The sequence below is a fragment of the Micromonospora sp. NBC_00858 genome (assembly GCF_045207365.1).
In the GTDB taxonomy this organism is placed as follows: Bacteria; Actinomycetota; Actinomycetes; order Mycobacteriales; family Micromonosporaceae; genus Micromonospora.
The window spans coordinates 908,295-933,730 of the sequence record NZ_CP108828.1 but is presented as its reverse complement, the minus strand read 5'-3'; the positions used below and the strand labels follow the sequence as shown (position 1 = coordinate 933,730).

Here is a 25,436-nt window from a genome sequence, read left to right as displayed (position 1 = left end):
CCAATATGGACGGTGTGGCGGCGTGACGATGGCCGCCGGGGCGGGCAGGGTGTCCGGGTGTCGTCGCCTCGTCGTGGATACCCGTCGGACCTGACCGATGCCCAGTGGGCGTTGATCGAAGGGTTGTTGCCGGAGCCCAGCACGGACGGGCGGCGGGAGAAGCACCCTCGTCGGGAGATCGTCAACGCGATCTTGTACGTGGTCCGCTTGGGGTGTCCGTGGCGGTACCTGCCGGCGGATCTGCCGCCGTGGCAGACGGTGTACTGGTACTTCGTGCGCTGGGAAGACGCCGGTGTGACCGAGAACCTGCTGGCCACGCTGCGGGTCAAGGCGCGGGTGCAGGACGGGCGGAATCCGGAGCCCTCGGCGGGGATCATCGACTCGCAGTCAGTGAAGGGCGCCGACACCGTCGGGCGGCAGACGCGTGGCTACGACGCGGGTAAGAAGGTCAACGGCAGGAAACGGTTCATCATCACCGATACCGCCGGGCTGTTAGTCACCGTGGCGGTGATGGCGGCGTCGTGGCAGGACCGCGACGGCGCGAAGATCGCCCTGCTCAGCGCTTATCTGGCCACCCCGATCCGGCACGTCTTCGCCGACCAGGGCTTCGCGGGCCGTCTCGTCGACTGGACCCGTGACACCTTGAAGATCACGCTGGAGATCGTGCGGAAGCCCGCTGACCAGCGGGGCTTCGCCGTGCACCCGCGCAGGTGGGTCGTGGAGCGGACCCTGGCATGGCTCACCGCCTGCCGCCGGCTGGCCCGCGATTACGAACGCCACCCTGAAATCTCCGAAGGCATCGTCAGGTGGGCCGCCATCGCCGGCATGACCCGCCGCACCACTCGCGGCCGGCCAGCCCGACGGCAGGCAAAGCGCACCTTCATCTGGACCTGATCAAGTCCTCTCAAACACGCTCTAAGAGACGGCCACCGTCGGATCCGGTTTGATGTTAGGCGGCGATCGGGGTCGGGTCTGGTCTGGTCTGTGTCGTGTTGGTCGGGCTGGACAACGATCATTCGGGCTTTGGCGAGGAGTTCCAGGCCCATGTAGCGGCGGCCTTCGGTCCATTCGTCGGTCTGTTCAGCCAGGACGGCGCCGACGAGTCGGATGATCGCGGGTCGGTTGGGGAAGATGCCGACGACGTCGGTGCGGCGGCGGATTTCCTTGTTCAGGCGTTCCTGCGGGTTGTTTGACCAGATTTGGCGCCAGATCTCGCGGGGGAAACCGGTGAAGGCGAGGAGATCGTCGCGGGCGGCGTCGAGGTGCTCGGCCGCTGCGGGGAACTTCGCCTCGATCGTGGTCACGACCCGCTGGAACTGGGCGTGGACGGCGTCGGCGTCGGGCTGGTCGAAGATGGTCCGGACGAGGGTGGCGATCCATGGCTGCGCTGACTTCGGCACCTTGGTCAGCAGATTCCGCAGGTAATGGGTCCGGCATCGTTGCCATGAGGCTCCCGGCATCGCCGCGCCGATGGCCTGCACGAGGCCGGCGTGGGCGTCGGAGATGACCAGTTGGACACCGGACAGCCCGCGGGCGGTCAATGAGCGTAGGAACGCCAGCCAGCCGGCGCCGTCCTCGTCGGAGGCGACGTCGAGGCCGAGGACTTCGCGTTGTCCGTCGGCGTTGACACCGACCACGATCAGCGCGTGGACGTTGATGGTGCGCCCGTGCTCGCGGACCTTCATCGTCAGCACGTCCATCCACACGAACGTGTAGTGCTCTGAGTCCAGGGGCCGGTTGCGGAACGCCTCGACCTGCGCGTCCAGGTGCGTGGCCATCTCGGAGACCTGCGACTTCGACAACTGCCGGACGCCGAGCTGCTCGACCAGCTTCTCCACCCGGCGGGTCGACACCCCGAGCAGATACGAGGTCGCCACCACCGACACCAGGGCCTGCTCGGCCCGCCGCCGGTGCGTCAGCAGCCAGTCGGGAAAGTAGCTGCCCTGCCGCAGTTTCGGGATCGCCAGGTCGAGCGTCCCGGCCCGGGTGTCCCACTCCCGGGCTCGGTATCCATTGCGGGAGTTGACCCGCTCGTCGCTGCGCTGCCCATACGCGGCGCCGCAGATCGCGTCGGCTTCGGCGGACATCACCGCCTGCGCGAACGCCTTGATCATCGCCTGCAACACATCAGGCGACGCGCCCGCGATCTGCTCGCACAGCAGCTCAACAGGGTTCGCACTCTCAGATGCGGCCATCGCGCATCACTCTCCTTCGTTCGACTTAGCCGTCTCGAAGGATCGCGCGGTGGCCGTCTCTCATCTACGCAACACGCCCATCACGGGCAAGTCGTACACCACTCCCGTGGACGCAACCCCTCCAAAACACCCACTGAAATTGTGGCGGGTGAACCGAGGTGGCCAGGCATCCGTTCCGAGATGTAGTTGCACCTCTATCAAGGTGCCAGTCTCGAAAGGACTCGCCGTGAGCTCGCCAAGCCTCCCGAACCCCAGTAACGTTCAAAGCATTACGAATGCGCACGACTCAGCAGAAAATTCCGAACCGGGCGGCTTAGTAGCCGGCAACAATTCATCTAGTGATACTGTCGCTCCTCTTAATCCGTTCGCCCAGCCTATTCCTAACCCCTACGCACAGCCCTGGGCTGCTACCCCGTTTCAGTCCGTAGCTCAAGGCGGGCCAGGGCCTAACGTTTCCGTGGGCGCGGCGGTTGAGCACAACGATCCCGGCGCATGGAAGCGATATCTAGCGACTCAGGAAGCGACTCAGGAAGCGACTCAGACGCCCCCTATTTCCACCGATACCAATCCTTTCGCGCAGCCCTGGGCAGCATCGGGAGATTACACTCGTTCCATGTTGCCGAACTCCTATCCTGATTCTTCGGGAAATCTCCCATTGCCGATATCTTCCGTGGGTGCGGCGGTTCAGCACAACGATCCCCGCGCATTGAGTCAATTTGCAGCGGCTCAAGCGACCACCACATATGTCCCAGTGCCGTCCGCGTCCGGAGCGTCCGTGCGGCCGAGCGCCCAGGCGAACTTGCCGCGTCAGCAACAACGCGGCCCAGAGGGACCCGCGAGGTAACCCGGCGATAAGCGCGCGGGGGCGTGATGTGGGCTCTTCGAACTTAAGGGGGGATGGTCTGGACTTCCTTGGCTGGCAAATCCAGCGTCACGCCAAGAAAGGCACCACAGATCGGCGCTACGTCTACACCTACCCGTCGAAGACGGCCCTGGCCAACATCACGCGGAAGGTCAAGGCGATGTGCCGACAGACCACGAGTCAAGACCTAACTTGATCTTTAACCTGTGCGGCGTGGACGGGGATTGACGGATTTCGTCTTTTTTCCGGCCGGTGTCTTGGCGGTCGTGGTGGTCGCGGTGTGGACGTCGTGGCGCGGGGTGGGGTGGTTGTTGCGGCGGCCGGGTGGTCGCCCTGGTCCTGGTCGGGAGGGTTTGGGTGCACCGGCCGGGCAGGTGGCCTTCGCGCGCAGGTGCCGAAATCCTCGGCGGACGCGGGCGGGTGACAGACGCTGCGGTGGTGCGGGTTTCTCCCAGGGGCGGCGTAGGTCGGTGGCGAGGGCGCGGGCCAGCCGGAGCTGGGTGTAGGCGGCGAGGATCATCCAGGTCCAGCGGTCGGCTGCTTGTGGGGTGCGGATCTTGGGGCAGGTCCAGCCGAGGGTCTGTTTGAACAGGCGGAACGTGTGTTCGATGTCGAAGCGGCGGAGGAACGTCTGCCAGAGCCGGTCGACGTCGGCGCTGGTGGCGTCGGTGCCGGACCACCACAGCCAGACCGGCTTCGGGGTCGCGCCGCTGGGCAGGTGCTCGACTTCCAGGCGAATGACGGTTCCCTCGATGACCGGCAGCACTTTCGTCGAGTCGATCCAGGCGGATCGGTGGGTCAACCGTGGGTGCAACCGGTCCCAGGCTCGCGCTGTCGCGGTGCCGTAGAGGCGGGTGTCGGCGACGGTGGCGGCGTCGGGCTCACCCCAGGTGGCGGGATCGCCGAAGACGAACTCGCCGCCGTGGCGGGGTGGACGTCCGGTCGTCCCGGGCTGTCGGGGCGGCACCGCCCGGCGCAGTACCCGGTCTGAGCGCATCCGCGCCAGGACCTGCACGGGCAGATCGGCCAAGAGGAACGCCAGCCGGGGCGCGTCGTAGCCGGCATCGGCCACGACAAGGATGTCCGGGTCACCGGACCGCCAGTGACCAGCCGTGACCAGCCGCCCCACGACGTTCCGCAACTGCCCGGCGGTCACCGTGGCGGCGTCAGCACCGGGGGCCAGCCGCACCGCGTCCAGCGGCGCGGTCCATGAACTGCGGCCCGACTCCAAGGCCACGACCATCGAGTACGGCCAGCCCGGCACCATGATCGTCTGGTCCTTCCCGCGCCCATAGGTGTGGCACAGGATCCGCTGCGACGAGGTATGCGCGTCCGGCCGCAGCCAGCAGGTGATGTCAACCGCCAGGACCAGACGCCCGTCAGCCGCCCTGGGCAACGGCACCGCCGCGAGGGCGGTGCGCAGCCGATCGATGTCCAGCCGCCCGCACGCGAGTCCGGGGTGGAGCTGGCCGACCACCTCCACCCCGGCCGCCTGCCGTCACGGTCCGTGTGACTCTGCCGTGTTCTTACGGGCACGGTTGGCGCGTTTCAGCGCGGCCCGCCACAACTTCTCCTGCGCGGACGCGTCCGCCGCCCGGCCCGCGTCGACGTCGGCCAGGGCATCACGCACCTCCGCCACCGTCCACCAACCCGCGAGCAACGCCGCCAGCTGGTGAACCAGAGCCTGGCTCCAACTGGCCCTCACCGGCATCGATCTGCTCGCCTGGACCCAGATCCTGCTCCTGGACGGCGACCTTGCCACCGCCGAGCCGAAGAAGCTGCGCTATCGGCTGCTGCACGTTGCCGCCCGTATCACCCGCACCGCCCGGCGGACCCGCCTGGCCATCGCCGCAGGCTGGCCGTGGACCGATGCCCTGACCAGCGCATTCAGCAGACTCGCCGCACTGCCCCAGCCCGCCCGCTGACCTTACGCCCACGTTCCGACCAGCGATCACGGAGGAAACCCGGCCCCGCGCCGGGCCCTCGTCATGCCAACAAACGGTACCGAAAACGCAAACCCGATTCATCAAATGACGGCTATGAATCGGCGGTCAAGCGAAAGACCAAGGCTAGCCGAGCATGTTCCAGCCGGAGCCATTACGCGCAGAACCTTTGCTCACGTACTTAACTCTGGCTTGGCGCTTGTCCTTGTTGCTGGCCCCGAGCACGGCGGCTGGGACGATTTCCGGAGCGACCGTGGTTACCACTGGTGCTTGCTCCCTCGTAAAGCGTGCTCATCGAGGCCGCAGCTTGTGATTGACCATAGTTGGGTAGCGCTGAGCGGCGATCTCCCCGTCTCGCCACGGCTTCTTCTACTGTTTGCGACTCATATCGGCTCACGGCTGCTGCTGCCTCTCTCTCCTGATTCTTCCGCGGTCTCACCATAGTGTTTAGCTGTGACAGGATTCCTGCCGTTTTCATTACAAAATCAGTCGTACGCTTAGTTCCCTTCAGTCCGTTGCGGAAAGTTTTGTCCGATTCTTCCGTAAATTCCTCCCCTCTGGCACGTACCTTTTCGGATTCCAAGGCGGCCATTAGCTCAGTGACGAAAATCGACTTTTGGGTAGGTTCACCGCCGAGAAAACCGAACGGCTTTCCTTTGATTTGCGCGCCGAGCTGCGCGGCAGCAAGGACGAAACCGTTCGGACTATTGCCAAGCTCGACCGCATGGTCCTTGAGTTTTTCTCGGAATTTTGTGCGAGTTTCGAACTGGATAGGGCTCCGTTCGCCACTACCGATAAAGGGATCTCCAGCTATGTTGGCATGGTACATCTCTAGACGGTGTACACGGAAGTCCTCAATCATTTCGCTTGTGACCTCCGCAACGCTGCGGATGGGGGGTGGCGGAGCTTCGGCGTAGTCTCCATACTGCGGGTCCATGGCGCTCCCTTCGCTGCTGCTTATACCTTACGCAATTTGTGTTGATGGTCGTCGATCCGCCTATATGTTGCGTCCTTTGGAGATCGTTCTGGCCGTCCGAGCCGGGGCCCCAGGAAGTACCCGCCCACGAAGAGCGGCAGTTCACTCCCCGGACTCGACAGGTGGACGGTGTCGCCCGACTGGACGAACGCGAGACGGGCGCGGGCCTTCAAACCGACTGGGCTCAACGAGGTGCAGCAATCGAAAGATTGCCCGGCCACCCGCCGGGTGCGGCGATACCACGGCCGCTTTCGGACTGGTGCCGACCGGGCTCCGGCGCAGGCGCTGGTGGCCCCCGGAAAGGGCGTGTTCGGGGTTGACATCCGTCGACGCCGGTCCGCTTCCCGGCGCCTCGGGCGGCGCCGGGAAGTAGCCGGAAGGGGCCTTTCAGTGACGGCCGGTCAGGAAGACGTTGCGGGGAAGCTCGGCACGCTGCACGTCGGTGTTGAGCACGATGAGATCGGCCAGCGTCCTGCGGTAATCGATCCCGTACGCCCGCCGGATCTTGGTGAGCGCGGGGTCGTTCAGGTAGAAGAACCGGTCGCCGTCACGTGTCGCCTCGAACTGCCGCTTCCAGATCGCCAGCTGCAGCTCACCCAGCTCGGTGCCGGGCACGTGCGGTTCCGAGACCATGCCGGTGACGGCGTCCAGGTCGGCCGTCGTGTCGTAGATGGCGGCGAGCCGGGCGGCAAGAGTTGTACGCCGTACCCCGGCCACCGCACGCTCGCTGCCGGGCGGCACCGCGTTGCCCTCGCGGTCGAGGACACGAAGGAAGTCGAGACTGTCCGGATCGTTGATCTCATCGCCGGGACTCAACTCCGGGTCCGCGGGGAACGTCTCACTCGCCTCGCCGGTGATCGACCGGAACGTCGGCTTCGGCGCCAGTCCGTACGCTCGGCGAAGCTCGTTGTAGGACGGCATGCCGTGATCCCGTCCCCGGGCGATGTCGATCGCGGAGATGTCGAAGATCAAGATCTGGCAGCCCGCCGACGGCAATTCGCACCCGACCGGGTTGTGTACCCGGATGTTGCGGGTGATGTCGCCGATCTGCTCGTCGTTCTTGCCCTGCGGCCGCTCTCCCAGGCCCTGCAACAGGGGGCCGAGGCCGAGCTCACCGACGAACTCGGGATTGAACGCGGCGGCCTGCGGCGGCACGGTCACCGTCACCGTCACCGTGCCGTGGTCGGCGGTGACGACCAGGCCACGTGCGCGGAAGGCGTCGAGTTGCGCCGCCGAGTAGCGCTTCTCGGCAACCCGAACCGCGAAGTCGCCACGGACCATGCTGTGTGCCCGGAATCCCACCGTGGCGAACTCGTTGCCGAGCCCTGCGTTGACCTGTGGCCGGTAGCCGCGGTACTCGGCCGGCCGCACGCCCATCGCCGGAAGGAAATCCTGGTACGTGATGTACTGCTCGGTCGCGATCACCACGCGGCGGGCGATCTGGAACTTCTCCTCCTCGCTCAGCGTGGACGGCAGCTCGGCGACGATCCGGTTGTGCTCCCGGGCGAACAGGGTCTGCACCGCGGTGAGCCCGACGTTCTCGCCGGCCCGGATGTCGCCGGCCACCACACCCTTCTCGAGGAGGAGGGCGCCAGGCGAGTCCACAATGGGCGCTGAGCCGGCATCGCCCCGCGCGTCCCGTCTGGGCAGCAGGTTGCCCGGCATCAGCAGCCGGGCGCCGTTGTTGCCCAGGTCACCGTCGACCGGGCCCTCCCGCATCCACTCCAGCCGCTCCGCGGTGCCGCCGTAGACCGCGAAGGCGTCGAGGTATGAACTGTTGAAGTTCACCGGCTCCCGCGGACCGGTGACGCCCGTGCCGGGAACGACCTTACTGCGGCCGGCCGGGACGAACGGGATGTTGGTCTCGGCGGTCTCCAGCGGATCCGTGACGTCCAACGGAATGTTCAGGGCTTCGTCGCTGTCCTCCCGCAGGCCGACGGTGTGCAGGACGTACTGCCCCCAGACCTGGGCCCACTGGCTCACGCCGCGCTCGGAGTACAACTGCTGCCCGGTGTCGTTGAAGATGCGGTTGCTCACGTACCGGGGTGACGGCCCGCCGACCGGCTCCCCCACACCGTCGACGTAGCGAGCCGGCGCCACCCGCGGATACTCGGTCCCCACCCGTCCCCAGCGGGTGTGCGCCCGGTTGTTGCCGCTGCCGTCCAGGGTCTGCAGTTCTACCCCGTCGAGCGGGCTCCGGCGGCCGGCGTTGTCGTCCGCCGCGGCCGGCGAGCCAGGCACCGAACACAGCAATGCCGCCACGAGCGACACGCTCACCGCGGCCGTCCATCGTCGTCTCGTCATGGACACGAGATCCCCTTCCATCGAAGTACGTTGCCCACTACGACGGATAACTCCACAGTCCCTTCAACAGCTTGATGGTCAACCTGCGGAGGGCCCGGGCCCGGCTCGCTCAGTCACGGGTTCACAAGTCCATCTCTACTCGCGGTGGGTGGGGCCTAACCTCGGTCTTTCACTTGAGTGTGGGTCCATAGCTGTTGTTCGATGAAGCTGATTCGGGCTTTTGCTGCTACTTTGTTGGCATCCCGAAGGTCCGGCGCTGGGCCGGGTTCCTCCGTGGTGCTGGTCGGGGCGTGGGCTGCAGGTCAGCCGGCGGGCCGGGGTAGGGCGGGCGAGTTGGTTGAATGCGCTGGTCAGGCCGTCGGTCCAGGGCCAGTTGGCGGCGATGGCGAGTCGTGTCCTGCGGGCGGTGCGGGTGATCCGGGCCGCGACGTGCAGGAGTCGGTAACGTAGCTTCTTCGGTTCGGCGGTGGCGAGGTCGCCGTCCAGGAGTAGGGCCTGGGTCCAGGCGAGTAGGTCGATGCCGGTGAGAGCGAGTTGCAGCCATGCCTGGTTGATCGCGAACACCCGGGACGGGAACCGGCCGAAGCCGGTGTTCTTGCCGGTGCGGATGCGGTCTTCGACGCGGGCGTGGGCGCGGTGGCGGGCCTCGAGGTACTGGATGCTGCCGCCGCCGGATGGGGTGCCGGTGGCCACGACCTGATGCCGCCAGCCTTCGATGGTGTCGAACAAGGACAGCTGGGCGCCGGGGTGTGGGTGTTCCCGGCGGACCAGGAACCTGGTGCTCTCCGGCCAGCCGGTGGCGTCGAACAGGCCCGTGATCTCGCAGACCTCGGCATGTTCTCGTAGGTCACCATCGGTGTCGACGGCGGGAACCCAGCCGGTCGCAGCCCGGATCGCCTCCCGCACGGGTTCGGTGATCGCGGCGCCGACGGAGAACCGGATGTCCAGGTGCTGCTCGCGCGGGCTGCGGATGTGAGCGAGGAAGCCGTGGCTGGAACCGGCCGAATCGGCACGCAGCAGGATCGGGGTGCCGTGCCGGTGGGCGTCGGGGATCTGGGTGAGGGCCTGGTCGAGCACGGTGATGTGGTCGGTAGTGGTGTTGGATCAGGCCCGGCCTTCCCTCAGCAAGCCGGCGAGGGCTTCGCCGGTGTTGTCCAGGAAGCACAGCAGCGGTTGGAACCCGAACGTCTTCTTCCAGGCCCGGGTCGCCGATTCCTTCTCGGAATGGCAGATCACGATGGTCGCGTCGATGTCCAGGACCAGACCATCGACCTGCTGGCCAGCCACCAACGGCTGCGGCAGCCCGCTGCGGACCTCGGCATGCTGGGCCCAGGCGACCTCCCGCGCCTGCACCCGGGCGGATCGCAGTTCGGCCAGCACTGTCTCGTCGAGCTGTGACAACAGCCGCCATGCGGTCGGATCCGACGCGACCGACCCGAACAGTGCCTGCTGGTTTCGCAGGACTGCCAGGTCAGCGATGGCCTCACCGCCGTCGGCGAGCATCACCGCGAGATCCACCGCGATCCGGCCCGGGTCGTGCCCACGCGGGCGCTGCCGCAGCCCCGCGAAGGCTTGGCTGAACGCGCTGTTCAGACCAGTCGCATCGGCCAGATCAGTGAGCAGCCGGGCACCAGCGTGACCGACCACGCCCTGCCCGTCTCCGGTCACCATGATCTTCGGACGTGTTGCGGAAACCTTCACCCAGCAAGTGCCTTCCGTGACAGGAACATGGGACTCTCGACAAGCCCTATTTTCCCTGATCAGAAGGCTCTTCTTCGCTCTCCGCCCACACCGACCGGAGATCGGTCGTGACGTGCGGCGCCGGTGAAGCTTGGCTTCATCCTTACGTCTTCTCACGGTAGGGACCGCTAGAGGAGGAATTTGATGAGCCGCGACACCGTACTCGTCTCTGCCGAATGGGCCGAGAAGAATCTCGATACGCCCGGGATCGTCTTCGTCGAGGTCGATGAGGACACCACCGCCTATGACGGCGGCCATATTCCGGGCGCGATCAAGATCGATTGGAAGTCTGACCTGCAGGATCCGGTCCGGCGTGACTTCGTCGACCAGGAGCAGTTCGCCCAGCTCCTGTCGGAGAAGGGGATCGCCAACGACGACACCGTGATCCTGTACGGCGGTAACAACAACTGGTTCGCGGCGTACGCGTACTGGTACTTCAAGCTCTACGGTCACCGCGACGTGAGGCTGATCGACGGTGGCCGCAAGAATTGGGAACTGGACGCCCGCCCGTATTCGACGGACGTCGCGGGCCGGCCGGTGACGCGGTACCAGGCATCGGCGCCGGATCTGTCGATCCGCGCGTTCCGCGACGAGGTCGTGCAGTCCATCGGGATGAAGAATCTGGTCGACGTACGCAGCCCGGACGAGTTCGCCGGGCGGCTGCTCGCGCCGGCGCATTTGCCGCAGGAGCAGTCGCAGCGCGGTGGGCATATCCCGACCGCGATCAGTGTGCCGTGGAGCAAGGCGGCCAACGAGGACGGCACGTTCAAGTCCGACGATGAGCTCGCCGAGATCTACGGCGCCGCCGGCCTGGACGGTAGCAGGGACACCATCGCGTACTGCCGGATCGGTGAGCGTTCCTCGCACACGTGGTTCGTGCTCAAGGAACTCCTTGGCCACGCCAATGTGAAGAACTATGACGGTTCGTGGACCGAGTACGGTTCGCTCATCGGCGTACCGATCGCCATCGGTGACGAGCCCGGGAAGGCGTGACGCCGGACACGTCGACGTCCATTTTCGGTGGTCAGACTGAGCTCGGGCCGTCGCCATCCTTCTGTATCGACAGAGCTGACAATCTGAAGACACGGCCGTGGCGGCACGATGACCTGGACCTTTTGCAGGCGTCCGAGTCGATCTTCTCGCCCGAGACGTACCCTCGGCGCTTCCTTGCTGGTGATCGTCGCTTGCGGCCGCTCCATCTCAGGGTGTCGGGGCAGATGTCCGAGCGCGGGCGCCGTTGGATGGGGCAGGTGGCGATCGATGGAGATCGGCTGGTCGCGCTCGCGGAGTGCGGCTGGGATCCAGCAAACCCGCAGTCACCGGCTTTGCCGTCATGGTTGCCGACGCATGGCAGCAACGTGGCCTCGGACGCAGGGTGCTTCGCGAGCTTGTGCGTCGGTGCCTGGGTGCAGGACTGGTTGTTTTCAACCTCGACTAGGTGGCTTCGAACGCCACGCTGGGGACCCTCGTGGAGTCGTTGACCTCCAACACTCGGCACCGCGGCGGCTGTGACCTCGTTCATAGACGTCTCGTAGCGCCTGACTGAAGACACCGGTCGTGGTGACGTTGTAGAGATCGGGTGGCGGCCATCCCCGTAGGGCCGCCACCCGCCCCGCTGCCGACAGCCGGGTTGAATCATCCAACTCGAAGTCCGTTGGTGTCCATTAGCGGCCTTCTCCACAACGTCGAACGGAGATCTCGTGTCCCAACGTGGCGAAGAGCACCGGCTTTCCGGTCTCGACGGCTTCGCGTTTCCGGTCTCCTGCACCGCAGGCGGTGAGACGCGTGCTCGTGCGGTAGCGCAGCGGATGGAACGCGCTGTGGCGTGGCTCGACGGACAAGTGGGCACGCCGTCGGTTCCGGCGCTGTTCGTGGTGGGCCCCGAGGAGTGGGATGGGATCGCCCTCGGTCTGCCGTACGGCATGCCGCACGTCGAGGACGGGCGCATCGTGGTCGGGCAGCGTCCGGGGCCTTTCTGGCAGACCCTTCTCGACGCTGCCGCTCCCGGTCTGCCTGCCGAGTCGCGGCAACGGCTTGCCGCGGTCTACGGCGAGCCACCGGATCTCGGCACCTTCGCGGATCTACTGGTAGTGCACGAACTGGGCCACGTGACCCACGGCGAGGGCTGGCCAGGCCATTCGGTCGGCTTCTGGCTGCGCGAGCTTGCGGCGAATCTGTGTCTGCACGGGTACGTCGCGGAGGTCGAGCCGGAATCGATGCCCGTGCTGGAAACCGTCTACGACGTGATCTGGGAGACGGGGCCTGGTCCCTGGCCGGTGCGTGATCTCCACTGTATGGCGGATTCGCTGGCAGGCGACGGCACAAACTATGTCTGGTTCCAATTCGGACTGCAGATCCTCGCGCGCCGGCTGTGGGAGTCGGCCGACACGACCGCTCTGCGGGGCGTCGTCGCTCTCCTGCGGGGACCTGCCCAGCCGTTCGGCAACGTCGTCGACGTTCTCGCGACTTTCGACCGGCATGCCGCTCGCGCGGTCCTCGACTGGCCGCACCTCGGTAACGCCGTCACCCGCGACGAGGTGCGGAACGCGTCCAGCGCGTAGGGCCCCCACGAGGTTGGCCGGTTGGCTCTTCTGCAGTAGGCATCGTGTTCGGACCCGGGGCGGTTTGCTGCCCGCCGGTGGGACGACGAGGTGCTACCGAGCCTGTCGGCGCTCGTCGGCATCTGCCCGGGTTGTCGGTACGTGCCCGCGTCGGTGAACCTTGCGCTATTCCCACGTTGACTGGCGGTAGGCGCTGAGGATGGACGGCATTGTCAGGGCCTCGGCAAAGTCGTGAGCGTGTCCGGCTTGGGGTGATTGGTGAAGACGCGCCCTTGCTGGTGGCAGCAGGACGGGCATGACCGTTTCAGAAGATCATCGAGGTTCTCGAGGCCTTGTTGATCTATCCGAAGTGAGCCATGCCCGCGTCACCATCATCGCTGATCTCTGCCCTGTCGTCTCCACCGGCGGGTGCCACCGTGCCCGGCCGTCGGGACCGTCGGGACAGTCGGGGCCGGTGCGGACAGCGTTTGAACGGCGTGCGAAGGGTGCCGCCGGCGCCTTGGTATGCCTTGTCGGCGAAGGTCATGACGTTCGCGCTGCTCAGCGCGTTGGTCAGGCCGTGGGTGCGGGCGAGGCCCAGATCAGGCGACCCTTGCAGTCCGCGATGACCTGCACGTTCACCCCGTGGCGCTGGTGTTTACCGGAGTAGTACGGCCTCTGGTCGGCGACTCGGTCGATGGGGATCAGGGTGCCGTCGAGAATCGCGTAGGCGAGCCGGCCTACGCGCCGTATGGCCACGTTCAGGTTCTCGGCGTGTACGGCGAGTAGGTCGATGGCTTCCCGGGCGTACCGCCAGGCCGTGGTGACGCTGACCGCGCAGCCGCAGGCCAGACGGGTGATGGTGTCACCGTTGCGGAGCTGGGCCAAGGCGAGCAGGGCCTGCCGGCCGGCGTCGAGGCGCCACCACCGACCTCGGCGCCGCGCGCGTTCGGCGCGGAGGAGGTCGGCCAGGTGGTTCAGGGCGCGGCTGGACAGCGCGATCGCGGACGGGTACGACAGCACAGCGAGGCTCCCGGTTGGGGCATCGGACTGCTGTCTCACCGGGTGCCCCGTCCTATGTCGACACCAACAATCTTCTGCGCCCACCGTGACCAGGCACATCACGATGAAAAGGGCTCATGGTTGAGCGCCCGGGGTCATTCCGTCGGACGACAAACGCGTCGAGGGCAGGCGGGCGCGGACGACCACCTGCCCCGTCGTCGTGAGTCAGAAGGCGCGGAAGCTGAGCCAGCTCCCGGCTTCGTAGGTGCGGAGCGTCCCCACGCCGGTCGCTTGACCGGTGCAGTCTGTGGTGCGGTAGAAGATGACGTCGCGGAAGCCGCTCCGACCGATGTGGCCGTCCGCCGTCAGAGGCAGCGCCGCACAGGCGATGGGGGCTGCCGGGAAGTTTGCGACTTCGGTGGTGAAGGCTCCGCTGTAGAAGGTGAGGCCCGACGGCTGAGCCGAGGCGGGCGAGGCTGCCAAACTGAGCCCGGTGACGGCGAGGACGGACGCAATCAGCGCCGACCCGATCCTCATTGACGCCCTGGTCATAGATAACCTCCACTACATCCATACGCAGACGGGTTCGCGCCACGTGCAGTTGATTGTGCAATCTTCTGGAGGCAAAGACACAGCTGCGGTGAAATGCGGCAGGAACGGGCAAGGGACCGCCACTCTTGAGCAAGTGGCTCGTTCATCTGACTGATACGTAGCACGCGTGCGCCGGGCGACCCGACCGACGCCTTCGCTGCCACTCCACGGTTCTGGTCGAGATCGAACGTCGCCGCATAGTGCTCGACCCACTGTGGAGCGACCCGGGATCGCAGGTCCCGGGCGTCGGTCCGAAGCGGCTGCTGCCGATGCCGGTGGCGCTGGCCGACCTGCCCCGGCTGGACGCGATCGTCATCTCGCACGACCACTACGGCTACCTCGACATGCCGACGATCCGGGCACTCAACCACACTCAGGAGGCGATACTCGTGGCTCACCCTCGCCGCCACCGAGTCTAGCCACTCAGGTCGCGCGTTCATTGGCCGCAACGAAACCCTGTGGAGTTCGTGGGTGATCGTCGGCAGCATCGGCTGGTCTTCTACACCGGCGATTCCGGTTCCTTCGACGGCTCGCCGACGTCGGCGAGCGGCATGGTCTTTTCGACGTGACGCTGATGCAGATCGGCCCGTCGACGCCGGCACCCCGCCCGAAGTCGCCCCCCTGGTGGCGGGCCTTCCCTGACGCCGCACCAGCTTCGGAGCCTGGGAAGCTGTGGAGGCCGCGCGAACGCCGGCGGTCAGACGACCGCCGGCACCTCGGCCCGGGTGATGCCGTGCAGGCGGGCGGCGTCCTGGCTGGGAGGCGCGCCGAACTGGCGACGTTTGATCAGGGGCGCGAGCACCCTGACGTCCCGGGGCCGGTCCAGCAGCCGCAGCAATCGGATCACCACATCGCCGGATTCGTCGGGAGCGTCGCTGACCACCATCCCCGACCGCGTCGTGCCGGCCAGGGGCGGCAGGTCGCCCGGCGCGGCCTGCAGCAGCATCTCCGCGATCGTGGGCGGGTGCGACGAGGACGTCGCGTACGCGACCCGACTCTGGGCCGCCAGTGGCCAGGCGGAGCTGCACCTGTGGACCGGCGGCTTCCACGGCATCTCGGCGCTGTTCCCGCACATCCGCGTCTCGGCCGCGGCACGGCGTACCCAGGCCGACTGGCTCGCCCGCGTCCTGAATGCCAGCCCCGAGCACAAGGACTGAGCCGGGTCCGTCGGCGAGGATGGTGACCTTCTTCAGCCCGACCGGTGGAACGTCCAGACAGGTCCGGACGATGTTGTCAGCCGACGGCAGGGCCGCTAGTTCGACCCCTGCGCGGCGCATGCCGGCCGCGGATTACGCCAGCTTCTCGGCGCTCTCGGCTGCATTGAACACAGCGTGCGTGAACCAGATCAGGCGTCCGCCCTGCGGCGGCGACGATTGTGCCCTCGCGGGCGGCGCGCCGGGCGTGCTCGTCGAAGTCGGGGGCCGTGCAAATGAACAGGGTCCGTCCGGTCTCGCCTCCGAGGGCGCAGGCGTAGGCGTTAGCGCCTGGCCGGATCTCGTCGGTGATCTGCCCGCCCTCGATGACCCGGATCACACGTCAACCGATGGCGTCAGCCACCCACAGGCCTCCGTCGGTGTCCAGGCACGAGCCGTCGGCGCGGTGAACGTCATACACGCCGTCATCTGCGCCCAGTGCGTCGGCGAGCGGGTGCATTCACGGCGACCGCGCAGACCAGCCGCGGCGACCGCCGCGCGCCGGCAGCTGGCCCATCTGCGCAACGGCGACACCTCCACCCGCCTCGCGGCCGGTTTCGAGATCGGGTCGCTACCGCCGGCGCTACGTTCAGGAGGCGATAATCCTGCTCAGCACAGCCGCCGATGACCTGGCCACCGCGATGGTGCGCATCCGCCAACTGGCGTACGCCATCCTGGACGGCAAGATCCACTCAGACCGGGCCGCGGTGATCACCTGCACCCCGGGCATCCTGCCCGACCATCCTCACGAGACAGACGCCAGGGTTACGAGACATCCCTCAGGTACATAACGTCAGAGATGTCACGTTCCGTGAAGACCAACATCAGGCCCGGACCGGTACCGGCCCCTCCGCCATGGCCACCCTGCGTAACACCGCAATCGGCTGGCACAGCATCAAACGCGAAACCAACATCGCCCGTGCCAATCGACGACCACACGACCACACGACACGGTGACCAGCAGTAGCGCTATAACGCAATGACCCTGGCCTGGAGTCACTGCTGACGTCCGTGGTGGCCCGGCACGAACTGTGAGCCGACAGCCCAAGTGCATCCGGTGTAATTCGGATAGTCCGATACACGAGCTCGCAGGACTGTTCCGACAACCGTGAACCGGATGCCGATCCTGCCCGTTGCACATTTGGGTTCCGAGTACCCACCGGGAGTTCTAGCGTGAGGGGAAGTCTCCGTCGATGCTTCACAAAGGCAAGCAGCGAGTTGCAGTGGCCATCGCGCTGCTCGGTTTGAGCGCGGTCACCGCTCTGGCGGTGGTCGGACCCACGCCCACTACGGCCCGCGCCGAGCCGCAGACTCTGACCCTCACCTGGAGCGATGAGTTCAACGAACCCGCCGGCAGCGGCCCTGACCGCAGCAAATGGCGGCATGACATCGGCGGTAGTGGTTGGGGCAACAACGAGCGACAGTACTACACCGACAGCAACCGCAACGCCGCGATGGACGGCGACGGGAATCTCGTGATCACCGCCCGCCGGGAGAACTCCGGCAATCTGCGATGCCACTACGGGCGCTGCGAATACACCTCCGCACGACTCCTCACCGCAGGCCTGTTCACCCAGAAATATGGCCGATTCGAAGCGCGTATGAAACTGCCCCGCGGGCAGGGCCTGTGGCCGGCGTTCTGGATGCTCGGCGGCATGTCGTGGCCGGACCGCGGTGAAATCGACATCATGGAGAACATCGGCCGCGAGCCGCGCGACGTTCACGGCACGCTCCACGGGCCCGGCTACTCCGGCGGCGGCGCCATCAGCTCCCGCTATGTGCTTCCCGGTGACCGCGCCTTCACCGACGAATTCCACACCTTCGGCGTGGACTGGGCGCCAAAATCCATCAGCTGGTACGTCGACGGGGTCACGTACGCCGAGAAGACACCGGAAGATCTCGGCGGCGCACCATGGGTCTTCAACCACCCCTTCTTCATGATCCTCAATCTGGCGGTCGGCGGCCATTGGCCCGGACATCCCGACAACAGTACGCAGTTCCCGCAGCGCCTGCTGGTCGACTACGTCCGGGTCTGGTCCGGCCACGAGGGCGGCACGGCCGTCGGCGACCGCATCCTCGGGTACGGCGATCGCTGCATCGACGTACCGGGAGCCATCGCCGCCGACGGAGTTCAACCACAGATCTGGAAGTGCAACGGCACGGCCGCCCAGGCGTGGAACATGCCCGGCGACGGCACGATCCAGGCGCTCGGGAAATGCATGGACCTTGTGGACGGATCCACCACCAACGGAACCGACGTCAAGCTCGCCACGTGCAACGGCAGCATGACCCAGCAGTTCCTCCTCAACGAGGCCGGCGACCTGGCCAACCTGCGGTCTGGCAAGTGCGCCGACGTCCGCGACCGGGTCAACGCAGACGGGGCGTTACCTCAGATCTGGCGGCGCATCGGCGGCGCCAACCAGAAATGGCGCCGCGGCTGATTCGAAAATCGTGCGCAGCACAATCCGTGAACTAAGCTCCGGTTCTCTCGCTACCTATAGCGAGGGAACCGGAGCACCGTTCGGACATGGGAATCGAATGCCAACCACTGATCCAGCACCGTCGCGTTGGGCAGATAGCGAACATTCAACCGGACGACTCGCCCTCCATGACCCCGGTCATACAGACACGGCCGCTTTGGCGAGACCCGATTTGATCGCGTGAAGTTGAACGAACACTCATTCGTCTCGTCAGTGGCGATGTCGGGACTTCTGAAAGACCTGATTGCGGGGGAACGGGAACAAGGAAAGTCCGCTCATTCGTGCGAACGGCTGCCGGCGAGCAGTCCCGGAAATCTCCGCACCCGTTGGTGCGATCTGGCATTTCAGGAGGCGTCTTTACATGTTGGGTGGCAGGCGCAGACCCCGCGCTGTGGTCGCGGCGGTGCTGGTGGTTGTCGTGGCCCTGGCGACCACCGCCGTGATCTCGTTGTCGGTCATGACGGATCAAGCGTCCCCGAGGGACGTGCGGCACGCGGTGCCGGTGCCGCGCAGTCTGGTGCAGGCGATTCCGGCGGCGGCGCTTTCCTGCCCGGTCCTGACCCCGGCCAGGCTCGCCGCTCAGGTGATGGAGGCGTCCGGGTTCGACCTCAATGGCGGAAAGACGGACGCACCCTGGGACGTGGCCGGGCTGTCCGACGATGCCTGGCGCGCTTGGCGCCCGGCGGCGTCCTCCAGCCGGACCGATGCGACCGCTGGTGTCGTCGCGCTGGCTCGTTACATGTGCGACCTGTCCGGACAGGTGCGAGCGGCCGGTATCAGCGGCGACGGCTGGAAACTGGCACTCTCCGCGCACGAGTCCGGGCTGGACAGCGTTCGTGCCGTCCGGGGCATTCCGGAGCGGGCTCGGCCATACGTCAAGCGCGTCTCGGCCTACGCCGAATGGTACGCCCGTCAGCCAGAACTGGCTCCCGTCCCCCGGATGTCGTCCGAGGTGCGCGACGCCGCCACCAAAGCCGTCCCCGTGCCGGAGGAATACGTCGCGGCCGTCCTGGCCGCCGGTCGACGGTGCGAGGCAGTGACCCCCGCTCGAGTCGCCGGTCAGCTGATGGCAGCGTCGGCGTTCGATCCCAACCTGCACGGCCCGGACGGCGGCCAGGGTGTCGCTCAGTTCCTGCCCTCGATCTGGAAACAATATGTCCCGGCTGCCCCGGGGTCGTCCCCGTGGACACCGCGGCCGGCGATCGAAGCACTCGGTGCGGTGATGTGCACCTTGGTCGCACAGCTCAAAGAACCCGGGGTCGATTCGTACGACCTCGCGCTGGCGGCGTTTCGCCGAGGCCCGGACGCGGTCAAACGCGCGCGGAAGGTGCCCGATTCCGCCGTGCTGCCCCAGTTTCTCGTTCAGGTCTACACCTACGCCGCCGTCTATCAGGCCGATCCTCGACTGAGCGAGAACCCGCCCACCGGGCCCGCCCCCGTCGAGCAATTCCACGGGCCGGTGGCCCCCCGGCCTCCGGTCAGCATCTCACCGACGAACCCAGGGCTACTGGCGGCGGGCCCGGGGCGCCGCCCGGCATCCGGCCCTATCGTCACGTCCTCGCCGGATCGCACCACGTCCGCGGGCAAGCCCGCCCCCGTTAAGCCCGCCCCCGTTAAGCCCGCCCCCGCGAAACCCACGCCCACCAAGCCCCCGGCCGCCAAGCCGGTAAGCGGGCCGCACGAAATCGTCGTGCATTCCAGCGGCCGCTGCCTCGACGTCACCGACGGCGCGTACGGCAGCAATCCGCAGCTGCAGATCTGGAGCTGCAACGGCGGGCCCAACCAGGCCTGGACCTTCTACTCCGACGGCACTATTCGCGCCTTCGAGCGGTGCATGACCGCGAAAGGCGGGGCGACCAAGAACGAGACGAAAGTCATCCTGAGTACCTGCTCCGGCAGCGCCGCCCAGCGATTCACGCTCAACGGTTCGCACGACCTGGTGAACGTCCGCGCGGACAGGTGCGTCGACGTCATCGACAAGGGCACCGACAACGGCGCCAAGCTTCAGCTCTGGGACTGCGCCGGCACCGACAACCAGAAGTGGAGTCGTTGACACCAAGCTCCCGCCACGGTACGGACGACTCCCCCATGATAGAGCCATCGTGGGGGAGTCGTCCGTACCGCACGACGAGCTGATCCGGCAGGCTGAATCGGACGTTTGAGCGACCGGGCCTCTGAAGGAAAGGCCAAATGGGCCCGGTGCCCCGGCTTTCTCGCCGGGCACCGGGCCCATCACCTCGCGCTGAAGCCCGGGGTGCAACGGACGCCCATTCCGCGAACGATCAGACCTTGCCGCCGGACTCGACGAATGCGGCCAGGCGCAGCAAAGCCTTCGGCACCTGGCGGGCCTCCGCGCCGATACGCCATGGCTCGATCCATGGCACGCGCCAGACCGGCGCGACCGACCGCAGGACCCGGACTCGCCGCGCCAGCGGGCGCGGCAGTGATCCCGGCGCATCCGCCACCAGAACCAGGCCCAGAAGTTCCATCCCCGGCGGATGCCGGCCCTCGCGCAGAGCACCCATCGCCCGCGCGGCCGACTGGAGTCCGCCGCTGTGGGTACGGGCGACGAGCAGGATCCGGCCGGGCTCGGCGCGCGATTCGTCCGGCCACCGGCACCCGAGGTCGTCACCGCCCAGAGCCGCCGCCAGCGTGCTGGTACCGGCACCACCGTGGGCCGCAACCCAGCTCAGGCCGGTACGCGATAGGGCCGATTTACGGGTGGTCAGCGTTGCGGTGGTGGTGGACCCGCTTTCCATGTCAGTCACCTCACTCTTGAATCGACTCACGTCTGCGCGGAGTCCGCGTACTCGGGTGGTGGCCCGGCGGGCAACGGCCCGGTCCCGTCGTCGGTCCAGTGGGGGCCTTCCCCGCCGTCGCCACCGACCGCGAGCGGGATGCGCTGAATCTGCGTGAGCTCTGGGTCGTTGAACGGGTCGTGGTCCGACGTCCAGATGTGGCGTAGGCACCGGGCCAGCAGACCCGTGACGAGCAGCATGACGAGCAGGACCCCGAAGAGGAGCAAAGTACGTTGGCCGGAGAGTTCCGCGTCGCTCGATCCCGCCGACCTCGTGGGACCTCCGCTGTCCGGCGGATCCTGCGCCACGGCCGCACCGGGGTTGATCATCCCCCAGCCGTAACGTTCGTCCGGGGACAGACCATCGCTGAGCGGATCCGCCGTGGCCATGATGCGGTCACAGACCTGTTCAGCCGTCAAATCCGGATAGGCGGCGCGCACCAGGGCAACTGCTCCCGCGACATGGGCGACGGCGATGTGGGTACCGCCGCCCTCGGGTCCGGAGCCGATGACGCCGGGTGCGACGACGTCGACCGCATCCTTGGCGTAGTCGACGACAGTTTTCCCTTCGACGCCCACCCCGCCCGCTCGGAGCAGACCGGGCTGCCGCTTCTCGCCGACCGTGGCGCCGACGATGACGATGTCCTTCTTGGTGGCCTCAGCAACGGCCTCTCTGAAGCCCGGCTGCGCAAGGTCCACAGCCTGGCCCAGCGCCACGACGGTCGCGCCGGCCGCCGTCGCCGCCCTGAGCGCGGCGATCTGGTGGGCGGCCGTCGCCTTGGCTCCGGCGGAGGTGATCCGGATCGGCAACACGGAGGCATCCGGAGCGACGCCGCTAGGAGCGGTGTCGCTCGTCGACCGGCCCGCGATCAGCCTCGCCATGGTGGTACCGGTGCCAACGCAGTCGGTGTTCGCGCCCGCTCGGCGGTTGGTGACGTCCACACCGGGCCGCACTCGCCCGGCGAGCTGCGGCACGTGCGCGGCGATTCCCGTGTCCACGACCGCGACGACCTGGCCGGCACCCTTCGTACGCGACCAGGCGCGGTCGGACGCGACCCGCGTCGTGGCCCAGTCCGGTCCGGTCAACGCCGCCGGCGCGACACAACCCAGTGGCCCCGTCCCTTCCGAACGATCCGGCGCCCGCGGCGGCGCACCGGTAGGCAGCTCACCGCGCTCGACACCGCTACCGACAGCATCCCACGGCAGGATGAGCAGCCAGCCCGGACGCAGACCGAGCGCGTCGGTCAGCACACCGCCGTCCGGCTGCTTACGGCCGGCGTTGAGCCGCAAAATGTCGATGAAGCGGGTCTCGGTGCCGAGAAACCGAGCAGCGATCTCGTGCAGCGTCTCCGGCGTGCCCTGATAGGACGAGCGGACCACGTAGTACTTCGTGACCTCCGGTTCGCGCGTGGTCGCCGCGGCAGGCATCGCGGCGACAGCCGCCAGCGCGACCGCCACAACGCCGAGCAGAGCTTTGCCGAGCGGTTGTCTCATCGAATTTACGCCTATTCTGGTCATCCTCGGCCGGCGCGGCAACACGCTGAATGACAGACGATTCGAAAAACCCGGCGAGGCGGCGAGAGCTTGCCGGCCGGCCCGGCACCATCGGTACGCTCGAGGTCTGTCGCGCCGTGTCTCAGTCACGCCGATCCACGAAGAAGCCGCGCATACTCAACGCGTTGTGCAGGGCGCGGAGGGCGTGAAAGGTTCGCGACTTGACTGTCCCCTCGGGCACGTCCAGGACCTCCGCCGCCTCCGCGACGGAATGTTCCTCGTAATAGACTTCCACCAGAACGGTACGAAGGCGCTCCGGCAGTGCGGCGATCGCGGAGCGGATCTCGCGCCCGTCAATCATCCGTTCGACCTCGTCGCGTTCGGTCGGAATCTCCGCGGTGTGCTCGTCCGACGTCTCGGGAGGACGCGCCTGGGCAGCCCGAACGTTATCGATGACAATGCGCCGGGCGACGGTGCACAGCCATCCACGGGTCCAGCGCCCATCCGCATTCCGCGCATCGGGATTCCGCCAGGCCCGGACCATTGTTTCCTGCACGACATCTTCCGCCCAGTGCACATCTCCCCCGGTCAGCCGCACGACATAGGCAAGCAGCACAGGCCGGTGCACCTGCTGCAGGTGCACCATCCCAGCTTCCTGTCCTTCGTCGTCGATCCTGTCCTCAACGGCCTCGCCAACCGTCCCCTCGGGTGTTCGATCGACAAACGTCGACGCTCCAGTGGCGCGGTTCGCCGCTGCGCTCGCACCATCGTCAAGAGGCTCGAAACTTCTCACAACGGATACGACGATCCGTCCGGCCCCGGCTTCACCGTGTTCGATCAATATTGGTCACAACTTCGAGAAGACGTCCTGATTCACATATTTTGGCGGTTATGCGTGTTTAGTCGTATCGCCAGGTTGGGGTGGTTTCGGCGGTGAGCCGTTTGGCGAGGTTGTGGATCATCGCGATGGTGATCATGCTGGCGGAGTTGTCCGGTCGGCTTCGTGGTCGCGCACGAGCCGCCGGTGGTGCATGAGCCAGCCGAGGGTGCATTCGACGACCCATCGGCGTTTGACCACGCTGAAGCCCTTGACCCGCGGGTCCTTGATGACGATCTCGACGTCGACGCCGCGTTGTGCGCCGTGTTCGACGACGCGGTTCTTGACTCCGGCGTCGACCCAGGTCTTGGTCAGGGTGGGGTAGACGGGAGTCGCTTGGTCGAGCAGGTCCATGCCGATGGTGTTGTCGCTGGTGCTGGCGGCGAGGAGCAGGCCGAGGGTGTCGGTGATGATGCCGCGTTTGCGGCCGACGACCTTCGTCCCGGCGTCGATGCCCTGCGTGGACAGTGGGGCGTTGGTCGAGGTCTTCACGCTCTGGCTGTCCATGATGGATCCGTCGGGTTCGATCGTGCGGCCGTGGTGGTCACGGAGAAGGCCGGTGAGGTCGTAGTTCAGTACGGTGAAGATGCCTTCCTTGCTGCAAGCGGCGAAGTAGCCGTAGACGGTGCGGTAGGGCGGAAAGTCGTGGGGCAGATACCGCCAGGCGGTGCCGGTGCGGCTGACGTACAGGGTGGCGTTGAAGATGTCGCGGAGGTCGCGGGTGGGAGCGCGGCCACTGACGCCGGCGTCGGTGCGGGCCTGTCGCCAGGCGGTCAGGCGCGGTGCGATCAGTGCCCACCGGGCGTCGGACAGGTCGGACGGATAGGCTCGCCGTGCGGTCATGAAGTAGGCGTAGGGCGTCCGAGGGCCGTCTCGACGGACGGCAAGTCCGTCAATTGCGGATGAAAGTGAACCAGACAAGATCGCGGGGTTAAACGCCCTGACTGCGGTCAGACTTGGGCCGCGAAGAGTGACTTAATTCCGGTCATGGCCGGCATCTTGGACTACCGGAATCGAGACGTGAATGCGCCATTACTGACGCGAAGGTGAAACAAACGTGCAGTGAATCACGAAGGATGGTCGTGAAGCGGCACAGTGATTTCGATCCGCGCGGCAGGCTGCATCAGAGTGACCGAAACCACATTGGACAAACGTTGTGCTATCCGACCGGCCCACTCCCGTTCCGTACCGGTCGCGGTCCACCGAACTACCGGCATACTCCGGCCATCGGCTGATACGGCGGAGAGCAGATAACTCGCCCCGGGTTGCATTCCGCTGACGGCGGACCGGATGAGGAGGCCTTCCGCGTCTTCGGTGGCGAATATCGACACCGCGATGCCGCGCGCTTCACGTGCGGCCGTCGCCGTGGCACCGGCTGCGGGCGTGTCCCAGGCGCCGCGCAGAAGCGCTACTCCGGACAACGTCATGACCAGAACAGCGGCGACGAGCAGGAACCCGGTCGAGGCGAGCGATCGCATCCGATTCACCCGGTTCGGCGGCCGCCAGGGCAGTCCTCGGGCAACCCCGCTGCCACCACTCCCGCTCGACGGCGCCGTACGCTTCGCCAGCCCCTGAGTGCTCCTCCATCCGACCGCGAGGTCGTAGTTCCAGTCGCTGGTGACCGGCCCCGGACCGAATTTCTCGAATGCGGCGGTCGGCGGGCCGCTGCGGTGAAGAGCACCGAAGTCCTCGAGGAGGGTGCGACGTCCTTCGTCGTCGACGAAGGCCAGCACCGCGACCGCTTCGACGATCTCGTGGACGGCCGCCCGGCACAACTCGCAGCCGCCCAGATGACTTTCGATGTCGCGGTTCTCCTCGAGCGACAGGGCATCCAGATAGTAGGCGCCCAGCAACTCGACGACGTGCCTATCCCTTGAGCTGTTCATCCCGGGCTTTCGCTACTCGGTCTCGGGTCCCACCGTTCGGCTGAGGACACCCCTCCGGCATGACACACCTAAAGACTTCCCCGTCCTCGGTCGGCGCCTCTTCGTTCCGGCCTATCCGGCTTTCGGCTCGGACCTTTCGAGGGCGGCTTCTGCGTTCCACCCACGCTCTGGCTCTGGCTCTGGCTCTGCGCCGCTTCAGCGACGCGCTGCATCGGGCCCTGTTCACGTTCGTCCCGTGCGGTGCGGAGAGTCAGCACTGCTTGGCTCAGTGCCCGACGGAATGCCTCTCGTGCCCGGTCGGGATCGGTAAGCACCGGAGAACCGTCGTACGCGTCGAGCCACGCCCACGCGACAGCTGCAGCCGACAGGGGCTTACTTTGTTGGGCGGCGCGCTGCGCCTCCCGCTTGATGCCCTCGAGCTGTCGGCGTTCAGCCTCAGCGTTCTCACCCTCGATCATTTTGTTGAGAACGTCCTCGAAGTCCCGCGGCAACAACTTCGCGACATAGCTAACGACCTCCTCGGCGTCCTCCTCCGTCATCGTCATGCCGGTTCCTT

The 25,436-nt window shown here is 66.7% G+C and carries 18 protein-coding genes and 7 pseudogenes; 10 read left to right on the top strand and 15 right to left on the bottom strand.

The features are described 5' to 3' along the window. The first annotated feature begins 57 nt into the window (after positions 1 to 57). On the top strand, positions 58 to 894 hold the full coding sequence (locus OG990_RS04315) for an IS5 family transposase (RefSeq protein ID WP_406079060.1): 837 nt from the start codon (positions 58 to 60) through the stop codon (positions 892 to 894). Between the two features lie 110 nt (positions 895 to 1,004). Here OG990_RS04315 and OG990_RS04310 read toward each other — a convergent pair. From OG990_RS04310 to OG990_RS04300, 3 genes and pseudogenes are all read right to left on the bottom strand, one after another. Beyond that, a pseudogene (locus OG990_RS04310) lies at positions 1,005 to 2,195 on the bottom strand (IS256 family transposase); the annotation flags it as partial. 1,061 nt (positions 2,196 to 3,256) lie between these two features. Beyond that, positions 3,257 to 4,528, bottom strand: a pseudogene (locus OG990_RS04305) (NF041680 family putative transposase); the annotation flags it as partial. Positions 4,529 to 4,555: 27 nt separating this feature from the next. Further along, a complete protein-coding gene (locus OG990_RS04300; RefSeq protein WP_406079059.1) occupies positions 4,556 to 4,687 on the bottom strand; it encodes a hypothetical protein in 132 nt (43 codons plus the stop codon). 49 nt (positions 4,688 to 4,736) lie between these two features. Between OG990_RS04300 and OG990_RS04295 the strand changes: the two are divergent. Then, positions 4,737 to 4,982: pseudogene (locus OG990_RS04295) on the top strand (transposase); the annotation flags it as partial. A gap of 199 nt (positions 4,983 to 5,181) precedes the next feature. Here OG990_RS04295 and OG990_RS04290 read toward each other — a convergent pair. From OG990_RS04290 to OG990_RS04280, 3 genes and pseudogenes are all read right to left on the bottom strand, one after another. Next, complete coding sequence (locus tag OG990_RS04290; protein WP_406079058.1) at positions 5,182 to 5,937, bottom strand: hypothetical protein; 756 nt, start codon at positions 5,935 to 5,937, stop codon at positions 5,182 to 5,184. A gap of 426 nt (positions 5,938 to 6,363) precedes the next feature. Next, the gene (locus tag OG990_RS04285) at positions 6,364 to 8,280 is read right to left on the bottom strand and encodes a peroxidase family protein (protein ID WP_406079057.1); all 1,917 of its coding nucleotides are present in this window, start codon (positions 8,278 to 8,280) and stop codon (positions 6,364 to 6,366) included. 302 nt (positions 8,281 to 8,582) lie between these two features. Beyond that, positions 8,583 to 9,951 (bottom strand): annotated as a pseudogene (locus OG990_RS04280) (IS1380 family transposase). Between the two features lie 213 nt (positions 9,952 to 10,164). Between OG990_RS04280 and OG990_RS04275 the strand changes: the two are divergent. Together OG990_RS04275 and OG990_RS04270 are read left to right on the top strand one after the other, a co-directional pair. Further along, the gene (locus OG990_RS04275; protein WP_406079056.1) at positions 10,165 to 11,013 is read left to right on the top strand and encodes a sulfurtransferase; all 849 of its coding nucleotides are present in this window, start codon (positions 10,165 to 10,167) and stop codon (positions 11,011 to 11,013) included. A 707-nt stretch (positions 11,014 to 11,720) separates the two neighbouring features. Beyond that, complete coding sequence (locus OG990_RS04270) at positions 11,721 to 12,581, top strand: hypothetical protein (protein ID WP_328373126.1); 861 nt, start codon at positions 11,721 to 11,723, stop codon at positions 12,579 to 12,581. Positions 12,582 to 13,017: 436 nt separating this feature from the next. Here OG990_RS04270 and OG990_RS04265 read toward each other — a convergent pair. Then, positions 13,018 to 13,583 (bottom strand): annotated as a pseudogene (locus tag OG990_RS04265) (transposase family protein); the annotation flags it as partial. 204 nt (positions 13,584 to 13,787) lie between these two features. Continuing rightward, positions 13,788 to 14,099, bottom strand: a complete 312-nt coding sequence (locus OG990_RS04260) for a hypothetical protein (protein WP_406079054.1) — start codon at positions 14,097 to 14,099, stop codon at positions 13,788 to 13,790. A gap of 254 nt (positions 14,100 to 14,353) precedes the next feature. Between OG990_RS04260 and OG990_RS04255 the strand changes: the two genes are divergently transcribed. Continuing rightward, positions 14,354 to 14,572: an MBL fold metallo-hydrolase gene (locus tag OG990_RS04255; RefSeq protein ID WP_406079053.1), complete on the top strand. Its 219-nt coding sequence runs from the start codon at positions 14,354 to 14,356 to the stop codon at positions 14,570 to 14,572. A 278-nt stretch (positions 14,573 to 14,850) separates the two neighbouring features. On the opposite strand, the gene OG990_RS04250 is transcribed toward OG990_RS04255, so the two are convergent. Further along, a complete protein-coding gene (locus tag OG990_RS04250) occupies positions 14,851 to 15,099 on the bottom strand; it encodes an AraC family transcriptional regulator N-terminal domain-containing protein (protein ID WP_406079052.1) in 249 nt (82 codons plus the stop codon). A gap of 10 nt (positions 15,100 to 15,109) precedes the next feature. Here OG990_RS04250 and OG990_RS04245 point away from each other — a divergent pair, with 10 nt between their 5' ends. The 4 genes and pseudogenes from OG990_RS04245 to OG990_RS04230 all read left to right on the top strand — a co-directional run bounded on the left by OG990_RS04245 (position 15,110) and on the right by OG990_RS04230 (position 19,879). Beyond that, complete coding sequence (locus OG990_RS04245) at positions 15,110 to 15,310, top strand: hypothetical protein (RefSeq protein ID WP_406079051.1); 201 nt, start codon at positions 15,110 to 15,112, stop codon at positions 15,308 to 15,310. Between the two features lie 481 nt (positions 15,311 to 15,791). Beyond that, positions 15,792 to 16,053: pseudogene (locus OG990_RS04240) on the top strand (IS5/IS1182 family transposase); the annotation flags it as partial. 516 nt (positions 16,054 to 16,569) lie between these two features. Next, complete coding sequence (locus OG990_RS04235; RefSeq protein ID WP_406079050.1) at positions 16,570 to 17,787, top strand: family 16 glycosylhydrolase; 1,218 nt, start codon at positions 16,570 to 16,572, stop codon at positions 17,785 to 17,787. A gap of 430 nt (positions 17,788 to 18,217) precedes the next feature. Next, complete coding sequence (locus tag OG990_RS04230; RefSeq protein WP_406079049.1) at positions 18,218 to 19,879, top strand: ricin-type beta-trefoil lectin domain protein; 1,662 nt, start codon at positions 18,218 to 18,220, stop codon at positions 19,877 to 19,879. A gap of 229 nt (positions 19,880 to 20,108) precedes the next feature. On the opposite strand, the gene OG990_RS04225 is transcribed toward OG990_RS04230, so the two are convergent. The 3 genes from OG990_RS04225 to OG990_RS04215 all read right to left on the bottom strand — a co-directional run bounded on the left by OG990_RS04225 (position 20,109) and on the right by OG990_RS04215 (position 22,763). Next, the gene (locus OG990_RS04225; protein WP_406079048.1) at positions 20,109 to 20,585 is read right to left on the bottom strand and encodes a DUF6668 family protein; all 477 of its coding nucleotides are present in this window, start codon (positions 20,583 to 20,585) and stop codon (positions 20,109 to 20,111) included. 26 nt (positions 20,586 to 20,611) lie between these two features. Next, positions 20,612 to 22,081, bottom strand: coding sequence for a S8 family serine peptidase (locus tag OG990_RS04220; RefSeq protein WP_406079047.1), 1,470 nt, complete (start codon positions 22,079 to 22,081; stop codon positions 20,612 to 20,614). Positions 22,082 to 22,259: 178 nt separating this feature from the next. After that, positions 22,260 to 22,763, bottom strand: coding sequence for a sigma-70 family RNA polymerase sigma factor (locus OG990_RS04215; protein WP_406079046.1), 504 nt, complete (start codon positions 22,761 to 22,763; stop codon positions 22,260 to 22,262). Here OG990_RS04215 and OG990_RS04210 point away from each other — a divergent pair. Continuing rightward, complete coding sequence (locus OG990_RS04210) at positions 22,740 to 23,054, top strand: hypothetical protein (protein ID WP_406081991.1); 315 nt, start codon at positions 22,740 to 22,742, stop codon at positions 23,052 to 23,054. The genes OG990_RS04215 and OG990_RS04210 overlap by 24 nt on opposite strands. Here the strand turns inward: OG990_RS04210 and OG990_RS04205 are convergent. The 3 genes and pseudogenes from OG990_RS04205 to OG990_RS04195 all read right to left on the bottom strand — a co-directional run bounded on the left by OG990_RS04205 (position 23,017) and on the right by OG990_RS04195 (position 25,425). After that, positions 23,017 to 23,837 (bottom strand): annotated as a pseudogene (locus OG990_RS04205) (IS5 family transposase). The gene OG990_RS04210 and the pseudogene OG990_RS04205 overlap by 38 nt on opposite strands. Before the next feature lie 224 nt (positions 23,838 to 24,061). After that, positions 24,062 to 24,880 (bottom strand): zf-HC2 domain-containing protein, encoded by an 819-nt coding sequence (locus tag OG990_RS04200; RefSeq protein WP_406079045.1) that lies wholly within the window; start codon positions 24,878 to 24,880, stop codon positions 24,062 to 24,064. Positions 24,881 to 24,948: 68 nt separating this feature from the next. After that, the gene (locus tag OG990_RS04195) at positions 24,949 to 25,425 is read right to left on the bottom strand and encodes a hypothetical protein (protein WP_406079044.1); all 477 of its coding nucleotides are present in this window, start codon (positions 25,423 to 25,425) and stop codon (positions 24,949 to 24,951) included. Positions 25,426 to 25,436 lie beyond the last annotated feature (11 nt).

Excerpts from the sequence above, each read along its gene's own strand:
- OG990_RS04200 (WP_406079045.1), bottom strand. The coding sequence starts at position 24,880 with ATGAACAGCTCAAGGGATAGGCACGTCGTCGAGTTGCTGGGCGCCTAC.
- OG990_RS04250 (WP_406079052.1), bottom strand. The coding sequence starts at position 15,099 with ATGCTGCTGCAGGCCGCGCCGGGCGACCTGCCGCCCCTGGCCGGCACG.
- OG990_RS04225 (WP_406079048.1), bottom strand. The coding sequence starts at position 20,585 with ATGGAAAGCGGGTCCACCACCACCGCAACGCTGACCACCCGTAAATCG.
- OG990_RS04195 (WP_406079044.1), bottom strand. The coding sequence starts at position 25,425 with ATGACGATGACGGAGGAGGACGCCGAGGAGGTCGTTAGCTATGTCGCG.
- OG990_RS04275 (WP_406079056.1), top strand. The coding sequence starts at position 10,165 with ATGAGCCGCGACACCGTACTCGTCTCTGCCGAATGGGCCGAGAAGAAT.
- OG990_RS04215 (WP_406079046.1), bottom strand. The coding sequence starts at position 22,763 with ATGGTGCACCTGCAGCAGGTGCACCGGCCTGTGCTGCTTGCCTATGTC.
- OG990_RS04285 (WP_406079057.1), bottom strand. The coding sequence starts at position 8,280 with ATGACGAGACGACGATGGACGGCCGCGGTGAGCGTGTCGCTCGTGGCG.
- OG990_RS04290 (WP_406079058.1), bottom strand. The coding sequence starts at position 5,937 with ATGGACCCGCAGTATGGAGACTACGCCGAAGCTCCGCCACCCCCCATC.
- OG990_RS04260 (WP_406079054.1), bottom strand. The coding sequence starts at position 14,099 with ATGAGGATCGGGTCGGCGCTGATTGCGTCCGTCCTCGCCGTCACCGGG.